Source organism: Microbacterium sp. UBA3486 (assembly GCF_002377845.1).
GTDB lineage: Bacteria > Actinomycetota > Actinomycetes > Actinomycetales > Microbacteriaceae > Microbacterium > Microbacterium maritypicum_A.
Window position 1 is genome coordinate 2,782 of the sequence record NZ_DFQP01000016.1, and the last position, 19,156, is coordinate 21,937.

Below are 19,156 nucleotides of genomic sequence, written 5' to 3' on the forward strand. Positions count from 1 at the left end.
GCCTGGACGGCCGCGCGGCCGCCGCCGACGGATCGAGCCAGTGGATCACGGGGCCCGCCGCACGCGCCGACGTGCACCGCCGACGTGCGGAGGCCGACGCGATCGCGGTCGGTACCGGAACGGTGCTGGCCGACGACCCCGCTCTGACGGCTCGCGACGGCGACGCCCTGCTGCCGCACCAGCCGATCCCGGTCGTCATCGGCTCCCGGCCCCCCCCGTCCGACGCCGCTGTGCACCGGCATCCCCACACCCCGCTGTTCTTCGACACCCGCGATCTGCGTGCGGTGGTGGCCGACCTGCACACCCGCGGCGTGCAGAGCCTGTTCGTGGAGGGCGGCCCGACGCTCGCCAGCGCCTTCATCGAGGCGGGGCTCGCCGATCGCGTGCTCGCCTACATCGCCCCGGTGCTGCTCGGCGGCAGCCGACTCGCCCTGACCGACATCGGTGTCGGCTCCATCGACGAGGCCCGACGCCTGACCGTCGACGCGTGGCTTCCCCTCGGAGACGACCTGCTCGCGATCGCGCACCCCGCGCACGCCACCGATCCCGCGGAAGACCCGCAGAACGAAGGAGCCGCCTGATGTTCACCGGAATCATCGAGGAGATGGGCGAGATCACCGCGATCGCCCCCGCGGGTGACGGCTGGCGCCTGACCGTCCGCGCGCCCCGGGCCGCAGCGGATGCCGTGCACGGCGAGTCGATCGCCGTGTCGGGTGTGTGTCTGACCGTGGTCGGCTCGACCGCCGACACCTTCGACACCGACGTGATGAAGCAGACGCTCGACGTCGCCGCGATCGGATCGGCGACGGTCGGCACCCGCGTGAACATCGAGAAGGCCATGCCGGTCGGCGCGCGACTCGGCGGGCACATCGTGCAGGGCCACGTCGACGGAGTCGGCGATGTGCTCGAGGTGCGGCCCGGCGCCCAGTGGAGCGTGCTGCGCATCAGCCTGCCCGCCGACCTCGCCCCGCTCGTCGTCGACAAGGGCTCGATCTCGGTCGACGGCACCTCGCTGACCGTGAGCGCCGTCAGCGCCCCTGCGGACCCCTCCCCGTGGTTCGAGATCTCTCTGATTCCGGAGACGCTCGCCGCAACGACTCTCGGAATCCGCGTCGTCGGAGATCGCGTGAATCTGGAGACCGACATCCTCGCCCGGCACGTCGAGCGCCTGCTCGCGTTCCGCGCCGCACCGGAAGGAGGCTCGCGATGAGCCTTTCCACCATCGCCGAGGCCCTGGAGGCGCTGCGCGCCGGGCGTCCCGTCCTCGTCGCCGACGACGAGAACCGCGAGAACGAGGGCGACGTCATCCTGTCGGCAGAGCTCGCGACGCCCGAGTGGGTGGCATGGACCGTGCGCTGGTCGTCGGGCTTCATCTGCGCCCCGATGCCCGCCGATCTCGCCGATCACCTGAACCTGCCGCCGATGGTCGCCGCCAGCGAAGACGCCCGCTCGACCGCATACACGGTGAGTGTCGACGCCGCGCAGGGGGTCACGACCGGCATCAGCGCCCACGATCGCGCCCACACGCTGAACGTGCTGTCGAACCCGGAGTCCACGTCGACCAGCATCATCCGGCCCGGCCATGTGTTGCCGCTGCGGGCGGTCGACGGCGGAGTGCGCGAGCGCAGTGGCCACACCGAGGCCGCGGTCGAACTCATGAAGCTCGCCGGTCTCCGCCCCGTCGGCGCGATCGCGGAGGTCGTGGCGGAGGACGGCAGCATGATGCGCCTTCCCGGCCTGATCGAGCTCGGTGCGCGCGACGGCGTACCGGTCATCACGATCGAGCAGCTGATCGCCCACCTCAACGAGATCGATCCCGAGGGCGCCACCCCGAGTGCGCATCGCGGCCGTCGCGTGAGCCTGCGCGCCGACGCCACCGTGCCCACCACGCACGGCACCTTCCGCTTCCTCGCCTACAAGGACCGCATCACCGGCACCGACCACATCGCGGTCGTCTCGGGCGAACTCGGCGAGACCGCGCTCGTGCGGGTGCACTCGGAGTGCCTGACCGGCGAGGCGTTCGGCTCGCTCAAATGCGAGTGCGGCCCGCAGCTCGACTCCGCCCTCGACGCGATCGAGAAGGAGGGCGGGATCGTCATCTACATGCGCGGTCACGAGGGTCGAGGGATCGGCCTCATCAACAAGCTGCGCGCCTACAGCCTGCAGGAGGAGGGGCTCGACACGGTCGACGCCAACCTCGCGCTGGGGCTGCCGGCCGATGCCCGCGACTACGCAGCGGCGGCCGGCATCCTCTCCGACCTGGGCGTGTCGAAGGTGCGCCTGCTGACGAACAACACCGACAAGGTCGCGCAGCTGCGCGAGCTCGGCCTCGACGTCGTCGAGCAGGTGCCGCTGATCGTCGGTGTGGGACCCAACAACCATCAGTACCTGGAGACCAAGCGTGACCGGATGGGTCACATCATCGGCGAAGCGGAACTCGCAGAGGCGCTCGCCCACGGAGAGGACGACAAATGAGCGGCGCAGGAGCACCCGAGATCGGCACCATCGACGGACGCGGTCTGAACGTCGTCATCGTGGCCGGAACCTGGCACGAGACGATCTCGAACGGCTTGATCGCCGGTGCGGAGCGCGTGCTGGACGCGGCCCGGGCCACGCACCGACTGGTGCGCGTGCCCGGCTCGTTCGAACTCGCGATCGCCGCCCAGGCGGCCTTCGCCGGCGGGGCGGATGCCGTCGTCGCACTCGGCGTGATCATCCGCGGGGGCACACCGCACTTCGAGTACGTGTCGGCGGCGACCACCGATGGCCTCACCCGCGTCGCCCTCGACGCCGGCAAGCCCGTCGGCTTCGGCGTGCTCACCCTCGACGACGAGCAGCAGGGTCTCGACCGTGCGGGCCTGGAGGGCTCCAAGGAGGACAAGGGCGCCGAAGCAGCGGATGCTGCCCTGCGCACGGCGCTCGTGACACGGGAGCTGCGCGGCTGAGGTCAGCCTGCCCTTGCTAGCGTGGAAGGGCTCTGCACTCGTACGGTGAGGGCATGGAGACTCTCCGTCATATCGTGCTGTTCGTCCACCTCATCGGATTCGCCGTGCTCTTCGGCTCCTGGGCCGCGCAGGCGTTCGGCGGAAAGCGTGAGTTCACGCGCCTGATGAACATCGGCATGGCGATCGCCGCGGTCGCGGGCCTCGCGCTCGCAGCGCCGTGGGGCATCTCCTACGAGCTCAACTACGTCAAGATCGGCGTCAAGCTCGTGATCCTGCTCATCATCGGCGCCCTGCTCGGAATCGGCCTGGGTCGTCAGCGCCGCGGTGCGGCCATCCCGCCGGCGGTGTTCTGGCTGGTCGGCATCCTCACCGCCGTCAACGCCGCGATCGCCGCGATCTGGCGCTGAGCCGTCAGCGCGTCCGCGGCGACGCCGTGCTCGCCCGCACGATGAGTTCGGTACCGACGAGCGGGGTCTGCTGACGCTCGACACCGTCGAGCTCGGCGAGCAGCGCGTCCACCGCGAGCGCGCCCACGCGCTCCGGGTGCTGCTGCACGGTCGTCAGCGGCGGCCAGAGCTGTGCCGCATCGGGCAGTCCGTCGAACCCGACGATGCTCACGTCTCGCGGCACGTCGAGCCCGATCTCTCGGAACGCACGCAGCACGCCGATCGCCATCTGGTCGTTCGCCACGAACACCGCGGTGACACCGCCGATCGCACGCAGTTCGAGACCGGCTGCGTAGCCGGACGACGCGGTCCAGTCCCCCGCCAGCGGCTCCGGGACCGTGCGCCCGTGCGTCTCGAGCGTCTCCCGCCACGCTTCACGGCGGCGCTCGGCGGAGTAGGAGCGCGCGGGACCGGTGACGTGCCACACGGTGTCGTGACCGAGTTCGAGCAGGTGCTCGGTCGCGAGCCGAGCGCCCTGCGCCTGATCGGTGTCGACGAACGGATGCGTCGCCGTGCGGTTCGAGTCGACGAACACGACGGGAAGCGCCTCGGGGATCTCGATGTCGGCCTCGTCGAGCTGATGCGCCTCGATCACGATGATGATGCCGTCGACCGCATGCTCCTCCAGCCGACGGAACGCACCGGCCACGGTCTCGCCCGCGCTCGACTCGACGGGGATGAGGGTGAGCGCGTAGCCGAGCTGGGCGGCGCGCACGGCGATCGCATCGAGCGTGCGCTGGTTCCCGTAAGAGCTGAACGAGAACATCACGACGCCGATCGTGCGGAATCGCCCTGACCGGAGTGCGCGGGCGGCGCTGTTCGGCCGGTACCCCAGACTGTGCATGGCAGCCTCGACGCGCTCGCGCGTGGCGGCGCCGACGTAGCCCCTGGCATTGACGACACGCGACACGGTCTGGCCGGAGACGCCGGCCTCGCGGGCCACGTCTTCCATCGAGGGCTCACGTCGACGCGTCGACGTCTCTGTCGGATGCTCCGGGGTCACGATCACCCATCCCCTCATATGTTGACGTTGACACACTACCAGTCGATCCAATATGTTGACGTTGACACACGGCGCATGGTGCGCCCGAAACGTAAGAAGGACTCGTCGATGACGACTGAAATCCCCGCAGCCCTGGGTGCCCCCGGCATCCGGCGCCGCGACAAGCGCGACTGGAGGGGATGGGCCTTCGTCGGCCCGTTCATGGTCGTGTTCGCCCTGGTGTTCCTTACGCCGCTCGCCTATGCGCTGTATCTGAGCTTCTTCCAGGAGAAGCTCATCGGCGGCACCGCGTTCGTGGGGCTCGACAACTACGTCCGCGCCCTGAGCGACCCGCAATTCTGGGAGGCGTTCGGCCGCGTGCTGGTCTTCCTCGTCGTGCAGGTGCCGATCATGCTGATCCTGGCCCTCGGCGCCGCCCTCGCCCTCGACAGCGCCCGTCTGCGCGGAGCATCGTTCTTCCGCATCCTGATCTTCCTGCCCTACGCGGTGCCGGCCGTGGTGGCGGTGCTGATGTGGGGCTACATCTACGGCGACCAGTTCGGCCTCACGAGCAACATCAACGACCTCCTCGGCGTCGATGCGATCACGCCGTTCGCCAAGGAGTGGATGCTGCTCTCGATCGGCAACATCGTCACCTGGGAGTTCGTCGGCTACAACATGCTGATCTTCTACTCCTCGCTCAAGACCATCCCGACCGACATGTACGAGGCGGCCTCCCTCGACGGCGCCGGGGCGTGGCGCACGATCTTCTCGATCAAGATCCCGTCGGTGCGCGGAGCGCTCGTGATCGCGACGATCTTCTCGATCATCGGCAGCTTCCAGCTCTTCAACGAGCCCAACATCCTGCGCCCCCTGGCCCCGAACGTGATCACGACGTTCTTCACGCCGAACATGTACGCGTACAACCTGTCGTTCGCGGGGCAGCAGTTCAACTACGCCGCGACGATCGCCATCATCATGGGCGTCATCACCGCGGTCATCGCCTACGTCGTGCAGCTGCGCGGCTCGAAGTCGGAGGTGCGCTGACATGGCACTCCCCCTCGCCCGCCCCGCGCACCGGCGCCACGATCCGCTGAAGCCGCGCACGTCGAACACCCTGCTGATCGTCATGATCCTCTACGCGCTGTATACGCTCGTGCCCCTGGTGTGGCTGCTGTTCAGTTCGACCAAGACGCAGGCGGGACTCTTCAGCTCGTTCGGACTCTGGTTCACCGACGACTTCGCATTCTTCGACAACCTGGTCGCCACGTTCTCGTATCGCGACGGCATCTTCCTGCGCTGGCTCGGGAACACCCTCCTGTACGTCGTGGTCGGCGCCGGGGGCGCGACGCTGCTCGCCACCATGGCCGGCTACGGACTCGCGAAGTTCCGCTTCCCCGGACGCCGTGCGGTGTTCGCCGTGGTCCTGGGCGCCGTGGCGGTGCCCGGCACCGCCCTCGCGGTCCCGACCTTCCTGCTGTTCAGCGAACTCGGACTGACGAACACGCCGTGGGCGGTGATCATCCCGTCCCTCATCAGTCCCTTCGGTCTGTACCTGATCTGGGTGTTCGCGTCGGAGTCGGTGCCGACCGAGCTGCTCGAGGCGGCCCGCATCGACGGCGCAGGTGAGTTCCGCACGTTCTTCACGATCTCGATGCGGCTGCTCGCGCCCGGCATCGTGACGGTCGCGCTGTTCACGGTGGTCGCCACCTGGAACAACTACTTCCTGCCCTTGATCATGCTCTCGGACCCCGCCTGGTATCCGCTCACGGTCGGCTTGAACCAGTGGAGCGCCCAGGCCATCGGCGCGGGGTCCCAGCCGATCTACAACCTCGTGATCATGGGCTCGCTGCTCACGATCATCCCGATCGTCATCGCCTTCCTGCTGCTGCAGCGCTTCTGGCAGTCAGGTCTCACCGCGGGAAGCGTCAAGCAGTAGCTCCCCGTACCTCCTGCATCACCTCTGCGATCCGACGCTGGACCGCACCCCCCGAAAGGACACAGCAATGAAGCACCTTCCCTCCCCGACGCGGCGCACCCTCGCGGTGCTCGCCGCAGGAACCGTGGCAGCGCTGGCGCTGGCCGGATGCAGCACCGGCAGCGACGCCGGCGCCGGCAACACGGGTTCCGGCTCGTTCGACTCCGTCGAGGCGGCGCTCGAGAAGGGCGGCGAGATCACGTACTGGTCGTGGACACCGTCGGCCGAGGCCCAGGTCGAGGCCTTCCAGAAGGAGTACCCGGACGTCAAGGTCAAGCTGGTGAACGCCGGCACCAACAACGAGGAGTACACCAAGCTGCAGAACGCGATCAAGGCGGGCTCCGGCGCTCCGGACGTCGTGCAGATCGAGTACTACGCGTTCCCGCAGTTCGCGCTGACGGATGCCTTCACCGACTTGTCGCAGTACGGGTTCGCCGACTTCGAGGACGACTACACCGCCTCCACCTGGAACTCCGTCACCGACGGCGACGCGATCTACGGTCTGCCGCAGGACTCCGGCCCCATGGCCCTGTTCTACAACAAGACCGTGTTCGATGCGGCCGGTGTCGCCGTCCCCACCACCTGGGACGAGTACTACGAGGCCGCCAAGGCGATCCACGCGACGAACCCCGACGCGTACATCACCAACGACACGGGAGATGCGGGCTTCGCGACCTCGATGATCTGGCAGGCCGGGGGAAAGCCGTTCGAGACCTCCGGCACCGACGTCACGATCGACCTGCAGGACACCGGCTCGAAGAAGTGGACCGAGAACTGGAACCGCCTCGTCGAGGAGGACCTGCTGGCCCCGTACGGCAGCTGGAGCGACGAATGGTTCCGCGCCCTCGGCGACGGCAGCCTGGCGAGCCTCGTGATCGGCGCGTGGATGCCCGCGAACCTCATCTCCGGTGCCCCCGACGGCGCCGGAGACTGGCGCGTCGCGCCGATGCCGACGTACGACGGTTCCCCGGCGAGCGCGGAGAACGGCGGGGGCGGGCAGGCCGTCACGAAGCAGAGCAAGAACCCGGAGCTGGCGGCGGGCTTCCTGTGGTGGCTGAACAACTCCGAGGAGAGCATCTCGATCGCCCTCGAGTCCGGCGGATTCCCGTCGACGACCGCGGAGCTGTCCAGCACGGAGTTCCTCGCCGAGGCGCCGGAGTACTTCGGCGGCCAGAAGATCAACGAGGTCCTCGCGGCCGCGGCCGATGACGTGGTCGAGGGCTGGAGCTACCTGCCCTACCAGGTGTACGGGAACAGCATCTTCGGCGACACCGTCGGCCAGTCGTACCAGAACGGCACCGACCTGAACGAGGGCCTCACCGCCTGGCAGGACGCGCTGGTCGAATACGGCAACTCCCAGGGCTTCAGCGTCAACAAGTGACCCCGCGGCTGAGCCGGCCCGGTCCCCGCCGGGCCGGCTCCGCCCGCCTCATCGAAAGCACCACGACACGTGACCTCCTTCTCCCTCGGCGACACCGACTTCCTCCGCGACGGACAGCCGCACCAGGTGATCTCCGGCGCCATCCACTACTTCCGCGTGCACCCCGACCAGTGGCGCGACCGCATCCGCAAAGCCCGACTGATGGGACTGAACACGATCGAGACCTACGTCGCCTGGAACGCGCACGAACCTCGGCGGGGAGAGTGGGACGCGAGCGGAGGGAACGACCTCGGACGATTCCTCGACCTGGTGCAGGCGGAGGGCATGGATGCGATCGTGCGCCCCGGCCCCTACATCTGCGCCGAGTGGCACAACGGAGGGCTGCCGGTGTGGCTCACGGGCAGCGTCGAAGGACTGCGCTCCTCCGCTCCGGCCTTCCTCGCCGAGGTGACCGCCTACCTGCGCCGCGTGTACGACATCGTCGCACCGCGGCAGATCGACCACGGTGGGCCGGTGATCCTGGTGCAGATCGAGAACGAGTACGGCGCCTACGGCGCCGACCGCGCCTATCTCGAGTCGCTGGTGACCACGACTCGCGATGCCGGGATCACCGTTCCGCTGACGACCGTCGATCAGCCCGTCGATCGGATGCTGAGCGACGGAAGCCTCCCCGGGCTGCACAAGACCGGATCCTTCGGCTCCCGGAGCACCGAACGGCTCGCCACCCTGCGCCGCCACCAGCCCACGGGTCCGCTGATGTGCGCGGAGTTCTGGGACGGATGGTTCGACTGGTGGGGCGGCGTGCATCACACGACCGATGTCGCCGCGGCCGCCGCCGACCTCGACGAGCTGCTGGCGGCCGGCGCCTCGGTCAACATCTACATGTTCCACGGCGGCACCAACTTCGGGCTGACCAACGGCGCGAACGACAAGGGGCGCTACCTGCCCCTGGTGACCTCCTACGACTACGACGCCCCGCTCGATGAGACGGGGAACCCGACAGAGAAGTTCTTCGCCTTCCGCGAGGTGATCGCCCGCTACGCGCCGGTGCCCGACGAGGTGCCCGCGGCGGCCGAGGCCTCCCCCGCGTTCGAGGTTCCGCTTCGAGCGGCGGGACCGTGGACCGATGTCGCAGGGGCCGCGCCGACCACCGCCCTGCCGCAGACCTTCGACGAGCTCGGACATCTGAGCGCCCTCGTACGTTACGACACCGAGCTGCCGGCGGGAGCGGGAGGGCTCCTCGTCGTCGACGACGTGCGCGACCTGGCTTGGGTGAGCGTCGACGGTCACCCCGTCGGCACACTCGCCCGCACTCGGCACGACCGCGCGATCCGGATCCCGGATGGCCGCAGCCTCCGCATCCTCGTCGAGGATCAGGGGCGCGTGAACTACGACCGTCGTCTGGGCGAGGAGAAGGGGCTGATCGGCGAGATCACCCTCGACGGTGCGCCCGTGACGGGCTGGCGAGCGACGACCCTGGATGTCGCCGAGATCGCCGCGGAGATCGATGCGGACGGCGGCCGCAAGCGCGGCCGGGAGGTCGGTCCCACCGCGTGGACGGCCGAGTTCTCCCTGGATGCCCCTGCGGATCTCTTCGTCGACACCGCATCGTGGAGCAAGGGCTACGCGTTCGTGAACGGATTCTTCCTCGGTCGATATTGGCGCAACGGCCCGCAGCGCACGCTCGCCGTGCCCGCACCCGTCACCCGAGCGGGCGCCAATCACCTCGTCGTGCTGGAGCTCGAAGACGTGCTGCAGCCGCGCGCCGTCTTCGTCGGAGCCCCCGCGCTCGGCGACACGGAGGAATAGTCCCCGCGCGGGAGGCGGGCGGACCGCTCACGTCAGCGGCACCAGTGTCGCGTCCACCATCGTCCCCTCGATCCCGACCCGCATCATCGTGCAGACGGGCAGCCGTCGCCGATCCGTGGGAGACCCGGGGTTGAGCAGCCGCATGCCCGCCGGCGACACCGTGTCCCAGGGGATGTGCGAGTGGCCGAACACCAGCAGGTCGGTGCCGGGGAACGCGGCATCCATCCGGGCCTCACGTTGGCGGGATGGCCCGGTCTCATGCACGACGGCGACCTCGACGCCCTCGACCGCGAATCGGGCGACCTCCGGCAGCCGCGTCCGCAGCTCGTCTCCGTCGTTGTTTCCGAACACGCCGTGCAGCACGCGAGCCCGCGACTCCAGCAGATCCAGGGTGGCCGTGTCGACCCAATCCCCCGCATGCACCACGATGTCCGCGTCGTCGACGGCCCGCAGCACGGCATCCGGCAATCGCTTCGCCCTTTTCGGCACGTGCGTGTCGGCCAGCAGCAGCATCCTCGTCGGCATCGTGTCCTCCCGGGTTCCGCCCCTCCGACTCTACGCACCGGGTCTCGCTGCGAGATGACACGCGAAACACGCGCACAGCAAACACTCAGGAAGGCGTAAACTCGCCCGGGTCCCCCGGTATACCGGGGACTCGATCGGAGGAGCTTCATGAGTACTGCCACTGCGCCCGCGAATCCTCGCTCGCGCGTCATCACCGCGAGCCTGGTCGGCACCACGATCGAGTTCTACGACTTCTACGCGTACGCGACGGCGGCCGTGCTCGTGTTCCCGGTGCTGTTCTTCCCCACCGGCGACGACACCACCTCGCTCCTCTCCTCGTTCGCGGTGTTCGGTGCGGCGATGGTCGCCCGTCCGATCGGCGCGGTGGTCTTCGGCCACTTCGGCGACAAGTTCGGCCGCAAGGCCACGCTCGTGGCATCACTGCTGACGATGGGCATCGCGACCTTCGTGATCGGCCTGTTGCCGACCTACCAGGACATCGGGTGGTGGGCCGCCCTGCTGCTGCTGATCCTGCGACTCGCTCAGGGCTTCGCGCTCGGCGGCGAGTGGTCGGGCGCGGCGCTGGTCGCCACCGAGAATGCGCCGAAGGGCAAGCGCGCCTGGTACGGCACCTTCCCGCAGCTGGGCGCGCCGCTGGGCTTCATCATCGCCAACTTCCTCTTCCTCGCGATCAACTGGCTGCTGCCGCACGCCGAGAACCCGGTCCTGAAGTCCGAGGCGTTCCTCTCCTGGGGCTGGCGCATCCCGTTCCTGTTCTCCGCAGTGATGGTCATCATCGGCCTGTGGGTGCGGCTCAAGCTCGTCGAGTCCGACACCTTCAAGAAGGCGGAGACGAAGGGCGTGATCCGCAAGCTCCCGCTCGCGACCGTGTTCCGTCACCACTGGAAGCAGCTCATCCTCGGCACGTTCATCATGCTGGCGACGTACGTGCTGTTCTACCTGATGACGAACTTCACCCTCGCCTACGGAACCAAGGCCGCCTCGCTCGAGACCGCCACCGCCGCCGCGAAGGCCGCTGCCGAGGCGACCGGCGCCCCGTTCGACCCGATCAAGTTCGCGGCCCAGTTCTATCCCGGTCTCGGCTTCGGCTACACCGACTTCGTGCTGATGCAGATCATCGGCGTGGTGTTCTTCGGCATCTTCACGCTGCTCTCCGGGCCCATCGCCGATGCGGTCGGCCGACGGAAGCTGCTGCTGTGGGTCACCGGGACCATCATCGTGTTCGGTCTCACGTTCAACGCCTTCCTCCTGCCCGCGGTCGACCCGAAGTTCACGGGTGCGCTCACCCAGGCGTTCCTCGTGTTCGGTTTCATGCTGATGGGAGCGACGTTCGGCCCGATGGGCGCTCTGCTTCCCGAGCTGTTCCCGACCAACGTGCGCTACACGGGGTCGGCGATCGCCTACAACGTCTCGTCGATCCTCGGCGCCGCGGTGGCCCCGCTCATCGCGCTGAAGCTGTGGGAGGTGGCCGGCGGCGCTCCGTGGCTGGTGGGTCTGTACCTGTCCGCGATGGGTGTGCTCACGTTCATCGCGCTGGTCCTCTCCCCCGAGACCAAGGACCACGACTACGACGACGACCTCGGCGTCGCGGCGGCCGTCGAGCTGTGATGCTGCGGCCGTGACGATTCACGTCACGGCCGCAGGAACTCCTCGATCGCGGCGATGGTGGTCGCGTTGTCGAGGTGTCGCACGGCGCGGATCCCCGCCGCCTCGGCACCGTCGACCGATACCTGATGGTCGTCGATGAACAGCACGTCGCCCGGGTCGGCGCCCATGCGCTGCAGTGCTCGTCGGTAGGCTTCGTGATCCGGCTTGTTCACGCCCTGCTCGTGGCTGTAGCAGATCGGGTCGAACACCTCGGAGAAGCCGAAGCGGCGCTCCTCCTCCTCGCGCGCGCCATCGGCGGAGTTGGAGAGGATCGCTGTTCCCGCCCGCGCCGAGAGCGTGCGCGCGTACGCGATCAGGTCGTGGTTGCCGGTGCCGCAGTAGGCATCCCAGAAGTCCGCGCGCATCGCGCGGCGCTGGACCTCGTCGAGACCGAGTGCCGTGCCCACCGCCGCCCAGAAAGCGGGTTCGGTGCCGACGGTGACATCGATCGACGGAAGGTCGGCCTCTGCGATGCGCGCCTCGAAGGCGGACGGCTCGAGACCGACCACGGCACGCCAGCGCTCCCACCACTGCTGCTGCCAGGCGTCGTCGTCGACGACCTCCAGCACTCCCCCGATGTCGAACAGGATCCACTTCTTCGTCGGCATCCCCCCACACTGCCACGTCAACATATATTGACACTCGCGGGCACGTCAACGATGATTGACGCAGGAGGTCCATCATGACAATGCCGACCGCGATCGCACAGGACGACGGCAGCGAGCCCCTGGCCGCGCTGCACCGCCTCGCCGAGGTGCGCAAGGAGGTGGCCCGTGCCGAGGAGGCGAACGTGCGTCGCGCGCGGAACCTCGGGTACTCCTGGCAGGCGATAGCCAGCGCCCTCGGCGTGAGCAAGCAGGCGGCTCATCGGCGATTCGGCCGGTCCTGAGCCCGCGATGTGCCGCATACAGCCGCTCCATAGGATTCGACCGCGAACGAAGTACGGTCGAAGTACCATTTCCAGATAGAGGTCCCGCATGTCCGGTTCGGCGACAGCACGCCGCCGCGGACGTGGCGCACAGCCTGAAGGCCCCCGCGCCACCTTCCGCCAGCTCCTCCCCTTCCTCTTCGAACACAAGCGCACCCTCATCGTGGTCGCGGTGCTCAGCGTCGTCGGCGCCGCGACCTCGCTCGTGCAGCCGTTGCTCGTGGGCCAGGTCATCGAGGCCGTGCAGTCCGACACCGGTATCGGGATCCTGGTGTGGCTGCTCGTCGGCTTCGTGATCGTGTCGTCGGTCATCTCCGGCTTCCAGCACTACCTGCTCCAGCGCACCGGCACCGCGGTCGTGTACTCGAGCCGCCGCAAGCTGATCGCCCGCATCCTGCACCTGCCGACCTCGGAGTTCGATGCCCGCCGCACCGGCGACCTCGTCTCCCGCGTCGGCACCGACACGACGCTGCTCTACGCCGTGCTCACCCAGGGCCTCGCCGATGCTGTCGGCAGCGCCGTGCTCTTCCTCGGCGCGCTCATCGCGATGCTCGTGATCGACCCCATCCTGCTGCTGCTCATCGTCGTGGTGATCGGCATCTCGGTCGCCGTCGTCGTGCTGCTGAGCGGACGCATCCGCACCGCGTCGACCGCGCAGCAGGAGAAGGTCGGCGAGCTGGCTTCCGGCGTGGAGCGCGCGGTCGGCTCGATCCGCACCATCCGCGCCTCGGGAGCCACCGAACGGGAGACCACCGCCGTGTCGGGCCTCGCCTCCGACGCCTACGGCATCGGCGTGCGCATCGCCAAGATCTCCTCGATGGTGGTTCCCGTCTCCGGCATCGCCCTGCAGCTGTCGCTGCTCGTGGTGCTCGGGGTGGGCGGATTCCGGGTGGCCGCGGGAGCGATCACGATCGCCTCGCTGATCTCGTTCATCATGTTCCTGTTCCTGCTCGTGATGCCGCTGGCCACGACGTTCGGCGCGATCACCTCGGTCAACCAGGCTCTCGGTGCGCTCGGCCGCATCCAGGAGGTTCTCGACCTGCCCACCGAGTCGCAGGACGACGAGAAGATCGCGGCCTCGCTGCCGCGCGAGACCGCTGCGGCGGACGCACCGGCCATCGAGTTCCGCGACGTGCGCTTCCACTACCCTGCGAACGTCGTCGCCGCCCGTCAGGCCGCGGCCAAGGAGGCGCGCACACTGCTCGCCGATGCGCACCTGGAATCCGCGGAGGACGCCGCCCCCGCCGTGCAGGACCACGAGGTGCTCCGCGGCGTGTCGTTCGCCGTACCGCAGGGCTCCCGCGTCGCCCTGGTCGGCCCCAGCGGCGCGGGGAAGAGCACGATCCTCTCGCTGATCGAGCGCTTCTACGACCCGACCGGCGGCTCGATCCGCCTGCACGGCCACGACGCGCGCACCTACCCGCGCGACGAGCTGCGCGCCCACTTCGGTTACGTCGAGCAGGATGCGCCGACGCTGGCCGGCACGCTCGCCGAGAACCTGCGGCTCGCCTCTCCCGAAGCGACGGACACCGACTGCGAACGGGTGCTGCGCGCCGTGAACCTCGGCGACGTGCTCGAGCGCGATCCGCTCGGCATCGATGCCCCCGTCGGCGAAGACGGCGTGATGCTGTCGGGCGGTGAGCGTCAGCGTCTCGCGATCGCGCGCGCCCTGCTCANNATCCTGCTGCTCGACGAGTCGACGTCATCGCTCGACGGCGTGAACGAGCAGCGCATGCGGGAAGCCATCGATGCCGTGTCGACCGACCGCACGCTCATCGTGATCGCGCACCGCCTCTCGACGGTCGTCGACAGCGATCTCATCGTGGTGCTGCAGGACGGCGTCGTCGTCGGCCAGGGCACGCACGCCGAGCTCGTGGAGTCGACGCCGCTGTACCGCGACCTCGCGCGACACCAGCTGCTCACCTGACGCACGACAACACGAAGGCGGGACGTCGGAGACCACTCAGCCATGGGTTCGTCTCTGATGTCCCGCCTTCGCGGGTTTGCGGGGCACGAAGCCCCGAGGGTGCCGGCTCCCCCGAACCGGCACCGGTCTGGGGGAACTACGCCTTGTCGAGGCGGTAGCGCAGCGACGCCAGCTCGGCGCGCAGCGCTGCGGGGACCTTGTCGCCGAAGGTGTCGTAGAACTCCTCGGTCAGGTCGGCCTCGGTCTTCCATGCCTCGGCATCGACCGAGAACAGCTCGTCGAGGTCGGCAGCGGGGATGTCGAGCCCGTCGAGGTTCAGGTCCTCCACGCGCGGCAGGCGACCGATCGGGCTGTCGACCGCAGGAACGTCACCCGCGATGCGGCGGATGATCCAGTCGACCACACGCGAGTTGTCGCCGAAGCCCGGCCACANNCCATGTTGTAGCCGCAGAACGGCAGCATCGCGAACGGGTCGCGGCGCAGCTCCCCGACCGTGCCCTCGGCGGCAGCCGTGCGCTCTGACGAGATGTTCGAGCCCAGGAAGACGCCGTGCGTCCAGTCGGTGGCCTCGACCACGAGCGGGACGTTGCTGGCGCGGCGTCCACCGAACAGGATGACGTCGAGCGGAACGGCCTCTTCCCAGTCCTCGGAGATCTGCGGGCACTGCGCCGCCGACACCGTGAAGCGGGAGTTGGGGTGCGCTGCCGGCCGTCCCGACTCGGGAGTCCAGTCGTTGCCCTCCCAGTCGATCAGGTTCGCGGGCGCCTCATCGGTCAGCCCCTCCCACCACACGTCGCCGTCCGGACGGAGAGCGACGTTCGTGAAGATGGTGTTGCCCCACAGCGTCTCGACCGCCGTGACGTTGGTCGATTCGCCGGTTCCGGGTGCGACGCCGAAGAAGCCCGCCTCCGGGTTGATCGCCCACATGCGGCCGTCTTCGCCGGGACGGATCCAGGCGATGTCGTCGCCGAGGGTCTCCACCCGCCATCCGGGGATGGTCGGACGCAGCATCGCGAGGTTCGTCTTGCCGCAGGCAGAGGGGAACGCCGCGGCCACGTGGTACGCCTTGCCCTGCGGGTCGATCACGCGGATGAGCAGCATGTGCTCGGCAAGCCACCCCTCATCGCGGGCGATCACCGAGGCGATGCGCAGCGCGAAGCACTTCTTGGCGAGGATCGCGTTGCCGCCGTAGCCCGAACCGTACGAGTAGACCTCGAGCGTCTCGGGGAAGTGCACGATGTACTTGTCGTCGTTGCAGGGCCACTCGACGTCCTGCTCCCCCGGGGCGAGCGGGGCGCCGACCGTGTGCACGGTCTTGACCCACGGCGCACCCTCGGCGATCTGCCGCGTGACGGCATCGCCGACACGGGTCATGATGCCGATCGAAGCGACCGCGTAGGCGCTGTCGGTGATCTGCACGCCGATGTGCGAGAGCGGGCCGCCGACGCGGCCCATCGAGAACGGCACGACGTACATCGTGCGGCCGCGCATCGAGCCCTCGAAGATCTCGTCCATCTTGGCGTGCATGTCGGCAGGTGCCGCCCAGTTGTTCGTGGGGCCGGCGTCCTCCTCGCGCTCGGAGGCGATGAACGTGCGCCCCTCGGTGCGGGCGACGTCGCTGGGGTGCGAGCGTGCGAGGTACGAACCGGGACGCCATTCGGGGTTGAGCTTGATGAGCTTGCCCTCATCGACGAGTCCGCGCAGCAGCCAGTCGTTCTCGGCGCGCGAGCCGTCGACCCAGTGCACGGCGTCGGGCTGGGTGAGAGCGCGGATCTCCTCGACCCACGCGGCCAGCTCCGCCATGGCGGGGGTGTCATACGTCGGAGCCGCGCCGAACGTACGCGTCGGTGCGACGGGAGACGTGCGGGGGGTGAAGACTTCGGCGATAGCCATGACGTGTGCTCCTTTGAAGTGTGGGGCGTTGCACCTATCTTCTTCCGGTTCGAGCGCGACTTTCGGACAATTCGAGCGATAAGAACTTCAATTCTTTCGCTAGACTCAAGGAATGGCGTCCTCCGGCATCCACCTCACGACTCTCGGCCACCGCATCCGTCACCACCGATTGGAGAACGGGTTCACGCTCGATGAGCTCGGTGCTCTGGTCGGCGTCGCCGGCTCTCAGCTGAGCCTGATCGAGAACGGCAAGCGCGAGCCCAAGCTCTCGCTGCTGCAGGCGATCGCACAGGCGACCAAGACCGAGGTGACCGACCTGATCTCCGGTGAACCGCCGAACCGTCGGGCCGCCCTCGAGATCGCCCTGGAGCGCGCGCAGGAGAGCCCGGTCTTCCGGCAGCTCGGCGTCGCGCCCGTGCGCGTGACCAAGGGCATGAGCGACGAGACGATCGAATCGGTCCTGGGGCTGCACCGCGAGCTCGAGCGTCGTGAACGCGAAGCCATCGCGACGCCGGAGGAGGCGCGGCGCGCGAACACCGAGCTGCGGCTGCGGATGCGCGCGCAGAACAACTACCTCCCCGAGATCGAGAAGCTCGCCGAGAAGCACCTCAAGGCCGCGGGGCACGTACAGGGGGCGCTCACCCACCGCACGGTGAGCATCATGGCGGAGAAGCTCGGCTTCGAGCTGATCTACGTCAACGACCTTCCCCACTCGACCCGCTCGGTCACCGACCTCGAGAACGGACGCATCTATCTGCCGCCGGCATCGATCCCGGGTGGCCACGGTCTGCGCTCGATGGCGCTGCAGGCGATGGCGCACCGACTGCTCGGGCACACACCGCCGACCGATTACGCCGACTTCCTGCAGCAGCGCCTGGAGATCAACTACTTCGCCGCGTGCTGCCTGATGCCGGAGACCGCATCGGTCGCGTTCCTGCAGCAGGCGAAGAAGGACCGCAACCTCGCGGTCGAGGACTTCCGCGACGGCTTCGGCGTGACGCACGAAGCCGCCGGCATGCGCATGACGAACCTGTTGACGCAGCACCTCGGCATGGCGCTGCACTTCCTGCGCGTGGATTCCACCGGCGCGATCACCCGCGTGTACGAGAACGACGACCTGCCGCTGCCGATGGACGTGACCGGCGCGGTCGAGGGACAGCGGGTGTGCCGCAAGTTCCAGGCACGCGCGGCGTTCACGCAGCAGAACCGCACGGTGGAGCACCACCAGTACACCGACACCCCCTCTGGCACGTTCTGGTGCTCGACCCAGACCGGATCGTCGAGCGACGGCGAGTTCTCGGTGACGGTCGGCGTGCCGTTCGACGATGCCCGCTGGTGGCGCGGACGCGAGACCAACGACAGAGCGGTGTCGACCTGCCCCGACGAGTCGTGCTGCCGTCGCCCCTCCGCCGAGCTGAGCGATCGCTGGAGCGGACGGGCGTGGCCGAGCGCCCGCGTGCACACGCACATGTTCTCGCCGCTCCCCCGCGGCGCGTTCCCCGGCGTCGACGACAACGAGGTCTACAACTTCCTCGCGCGTCACGCGAGCGAGTAGTCGCGGCGGGGTCGGTGATCCCTGCGGCTCAGTCGTCGGCGAACCGGGCGAACCGGGCGAGGGCCGCAGCCACGGCGGCGGGATCCTCCGGCTCCTCGAACAGCTCAGGCGGCGTACCCCTGGTCGCGGTCGCGTGGGACCAGGTCCCGATCACGCGCCCCTGCTCGACGAGGGTCGGACGCACCATGCCGTTCTTTCCGGGGCCGACGGCCGCGAGATGCTCCGGGGCGCAGACGGTCGTGCGATCGGCGTAGGAGATGTAGTACTCGTCGAACGCGCCGAGGGCGTGGACGGAGGCCGCACCCGATGCTCTTCGCGGACGTCGGCGCGCGGCGAAGAGACCCTCGTCGATCTCGTCGAGCCTGCCACCGTCCGTTCCCGCTCCCGCCCGCTCGGCCGCCTCGCGCGCCTGACCGAGGGTGAGGCCCGCCCACCAGGCGAAATCGGCGATACCGGCGGGGCCGTGTCCGTCGATGTAGCGGACGAACAGCTCGGCGAGCGGGTCATCGGGCGTGACGTGCTCGCGGATGTGATCTTCGACGAGCACGAAGCGCTGCTCGCGGGCGAAGCCCGCCCTGGCGACGACCGGCCCCTGGCAGATCAGACCGTCGATCGTGAGGGTGAACAGCAGATGGATGCCGCGCTGGCCCGAGGGGTCGATGCCGACGCCCTGGAGGATGTCGAACACCTCGGCGCGGGTGCACCCTCCGTCGCGGAGCGCCGGCGTCAGCGCCCGGACGCTCGCGGCGACCATGTCGTCATCGATGCCGAGATCGCGGTGGCGGGAGGCCGCCTGCTGTCGCTGCCGCCCCGCGGTGACCTGCAGCATCCAGCCGAGGTCGCGCGCCGGGACGGTGTGCAGGGTGCCGCGCATGGTCCACCCGCGCACGATGTCACCGCGGTCGAAGGCGCGGTCGACGTCGCGCACCGTGGTCTCCCCTCTGGTGCGGACGGCCAGAGCCCAGCGACCCGCGGTGAAGTCCTGGCTCTGCACCGCGAGCATGTGGCGCGCCGCATCCGTCACCGTGGGAGCCGGCGAGATGAGGCGGTGCGATTGGAGGCGGTGCGATCGGAGGCGCTCGGCACGCAGGGTCGCGGTCTTCATGACCTCATCATGCCGGGTGCCGCCGACGCGGCGCA

The 19,156-nt window shown here is 68.9% G+C and carries 18 protein-coding genes and 1 pseudogene; 13 read left to right on the forward strand and 6 right to left on the reverse strand.

From position 1 onward, the window contains the following. The 5 genes from B2869_RS02135 to B2869_RS02155 form a co-directional block, all read left to right on the forward strand. The coding region (locus B2869_RS02135) for a RibD family protein (protein WP_292762155.1) at positions 1 to 581 on the forward strand (581 nt) is incomplete at its 5' end. Then, complete coding sequence (locus B2869_RS02140; protein ID WP_292762158.1) at positions 581 to 1,210, forward strand: riboflavin synthase; 630 nt, start codon at positions 581 to 583, stop codon at positions 1,208 to 1,210. The genes B2869_RS02135 and B2869_RS02140, both read left to right, overlap by 1 nt. Beyond that, the gene (locus B2869_RS02145) at positions 1,207 to 2,475 is read left to right on the forward strand and encodes a bifunctional 3,4-dihydroxy-2-butanone-4-phosphate synthase/GTP cyclohydrolase II (RefSeq protein WP_029260423.1); all 1,269 of its coding nucleotides are present in this window, start codon (positions 1,207 to 1,209) and stop codon (positions 2,473 to 2,475) included. Before B2869_RS02140 ends, B2869_RS02145 begins: the two co-directional genes overlap by 4 nt. Beyond that, complete coding sequence (ribH, locus tag B2869_RS02150; RefSeq protein WP_021201043.1) at positions 2,472 to 2,945, forward strand: 6,7-dimethyl-8-ribityllumazine synthase; 474 nt, start codon at positions 2,472 to 2,474, stop codon at positions 2,943 to 2,945. Before B2869_RS02145 ends, ribH begins: the two co-directional genes overlap by 4 nt. A 53-nt stretch (positions 2,946 to 2,998) precedes the next feature. Next, positions 2,999 to 3,352, forward strand: a complete 354-nt coding sequence (locus B2869_RS02155; RefSeq protein ID WP_029260425.1) for a hypothetical protein — start codon at positions 2,999 to 3,001, stop codon at positions 3,350 to 3,352. A gap of 4 nt (positions 3,353 to 3,356) precedes the next feature. Here B2869_RS02155 and B2869_RS02160 read toward each other — a convergent pair whose 3' ends face one another. Beyond that, on the reverse strand, positions 3,357 to 4,343 hold the full coding sequence (locus B2869_RS02160) for a LacI family DNA-binding transcriptional regulator (RefSeq protein ID WP_292762282.1): 987 nt from the start codon (positions 4,341 to 4,343) through the stop codon (positions 3,357 to 3,359). A gap of 159 nt (positions 4,344 to 4,502) precedes the next feature. On the opposite strand from B2869_RS02160, the gene B2869_RS02165 reads away from it, so the two are divergent. From B2869_RS02165 to B2869_RS02180, 4 genes are all read left to right on the forward strand, one after another. Continuing rightward, on the forward strand, positions 4,503 to 5,420 hold the full coding sequence (locus B2869_RS02165) for a carbohydrate ABC transporter permease (RefSeq protein ID WP_292762167.1): 918 nt from the start codon (positions 4,503 to 4,505) through the stop codon (positions 5,418 to 5,420). 1 nt (position 5,421) lies between these two features. Then, the gene (locus tag B2869_RS02170; protein ID WP_373695393.1) at positions 5,422 to 6,312 is read left to right on the forward strand and encodes a carbohydrate ABC transporter permease; all 891 of its coding nucleotides are present in this window, start codon (positions 5,422 to 5,424) and stop codon (positions 6,310 to 6,312) included. 67 nt (positions 6,313 to 6,379) lie between these two features. After that, positions 6,380 to 7,732 carry an ABC transporter substrate-binding protein gene (locus tag B2869_RS02175; RefSeq protein ID WP_292762169.1) on the forward strand — a complete coding sequence of 451 codons (1,353 nt, stop codon included), beginning with the start codon at positions 6,380 to 6,382 and terminating at the stop codon, positions 7,730 to 7,732. Positions 7,733 to 7,801: 69 nt separating this feature from the next. After that, positions 7,802 to 9,541 carry a glycoside hydrolase family 35 protein gene (locus tag B2869_RS02180; RefSeq protein ID WP_292762171.1) on the forward strand — a complete coding sequence of 580 codons (1,740 nt, stop codon included), beginning with the start codon at positions 7,802 to 7,804 and terminating at the stop codon, positions 9,539 to 9,541. A 27-nt stretch (positions 9,542 to 9,568) separates the two neighbouring features. On the opposite strand, the gene B2869_RS02185 is transcribed toward B2869_RS02180, so the two are convergent. Further along, positions 9,569 to 10,066, reverse strand: a complete 498-nt coding sequence (locus tag B2869_RS02185) for a metallophosphoesterase family protein (protein ID WP_292762174.1) — start codon at positions 10,064 to 10,066, stop codon at positions 9,569 to 9,571. Between the two features lie 147 nt (positions 10,067 to 10,213). Here B2869_RS02185 and B2869_RS02190 point away from each other — a divergent pair, with 147 nt between their 5' ends. After that, complete coding sequence (locus B2869_RS02190; protein ID WP_292762176.1) at positions 10,214 to 11,674, forward strand: MFS transporter; 1,461 nt, start codon at positions 10,214 to 10,216, stop codon at positions 11,672 to 11,674. A gap of 23 nt (positions 11,675 to 11,697) precedes the next feature. On the opposite strand, the gene B2869_RS02195 is transcribed toward B2869_RS02190, so the two are convergent. Continuing rightward, positions 11,698 to 12,321 carry an HAD family hydrolase gene (locus tag B2869_RS02195; RefSeq protein WP_292762179.1) on the reverse strand — a complete coding sequence of 208 codons (624 nt, stop codon included), beginning with the start codon at positions 12,319 to 12,321 and terminating at the stop codon, positions 11,698 to 11,700. A 74-nt stretch (positions 12,322 to 12,395) separates the two neighbouring features. On the opposite strand from B2869_RS02195, the gene B2869_RS02200 reads away from it, so the two are divergent. Both B2869_RS02200 and B2869_RS02205 read left to right on the forward strand, forming a co-directional pair. Further along, positions 12,396 to 12,602, forward strand: coding sequence for a hypothetical protein (locus tag B2869_RS02200; RefSeq protein WP_046399014.1), 207 nt, complete (start codon positions 12,396 to 12,398; stop codon positions 12,600 to 12,602). Positions 12,603 to 12,690: 88 nt separating this feature from the next. Continuing rightward, positions 12,691 to 14,568 carry an ABC transporter ATP-binding protein gene (locus B2869_RS02205; RefSeq protein ID WP_292762182.1) on the forward strand — a complete coding sequence of 626 codons (1,878 nt, stop codon included), beginning with the start codon at positions 12,691 to 12,693 and terminating at the stop codon, positions 14,566 to 14,568. Between the two features lie 136 nt (positions 14,569 to 14,704). On the opposite strand, the pseudogene B2869_RS18725 reads toward B2869_RS02205, so the two are convergent. Then, positions 14,705 to 14,998: pseudogene (locus tag B2869_RS18725) on the reverse strand (phosphoenolpyruvate carboxykinase domain-containing protein); the annotation flags it as partial. After that, on the reverse strand, positions 14,884 to 16,461 hold the full coding sequence (locus tag B2869_RS02210) for a phosphoenolpyruvate carboxykinase (GTP) (RefSeq protein ID WP_414683265.1): 1,578 nt from the start codon (positions 16,459 to 16,461) through the stop codon (positions 14,884 to 14,886). The gene B2869_RS02210 and the pseudogene B2869_RS18725, both read right to left, overlap by 115 nt. Before the next feature lie 112 nt (positions 16,462 to 16,573). Here B2869_RS02210 and B2869_RS02215 point away from each other — a divergent pair, with 112 nt between their 5' ends. Further along, positions 16,574 to 18,016 (forward strand): helix-turn-helix transcriptional regulator, encoded by a 1,443-nt coding sequence (locus B2869_RS02215; RefSeq protein ID WP_021201031.1) that lies wholly within the window; start codon positions 16,574 to 16,576, stop codon positions 18,014 to 18,016. Between the two features lie 28 nt (positions 18,017 to 18,044). On the opposite strand, the gene B2869_RS02220 is transcribed toward B2869_RS02215, so the two are convergent. Further along, positions 18,045 to 19,121 carry a winged helix DNA-binding domain-containing protein gene (locus tag B2869_RS02220; RefSeq protein ID WP_292762186.1) on the reverse strand — a complete coding sequence of 359 codons (1,077 nt, stop codon included), beginning with the start codon at positions 19,119 to 19,121 and terminating at the stop codon, positions 18,045 to 18,047. Positions 19,122 to 19,156: the final 35 nt, after the last annotated feature.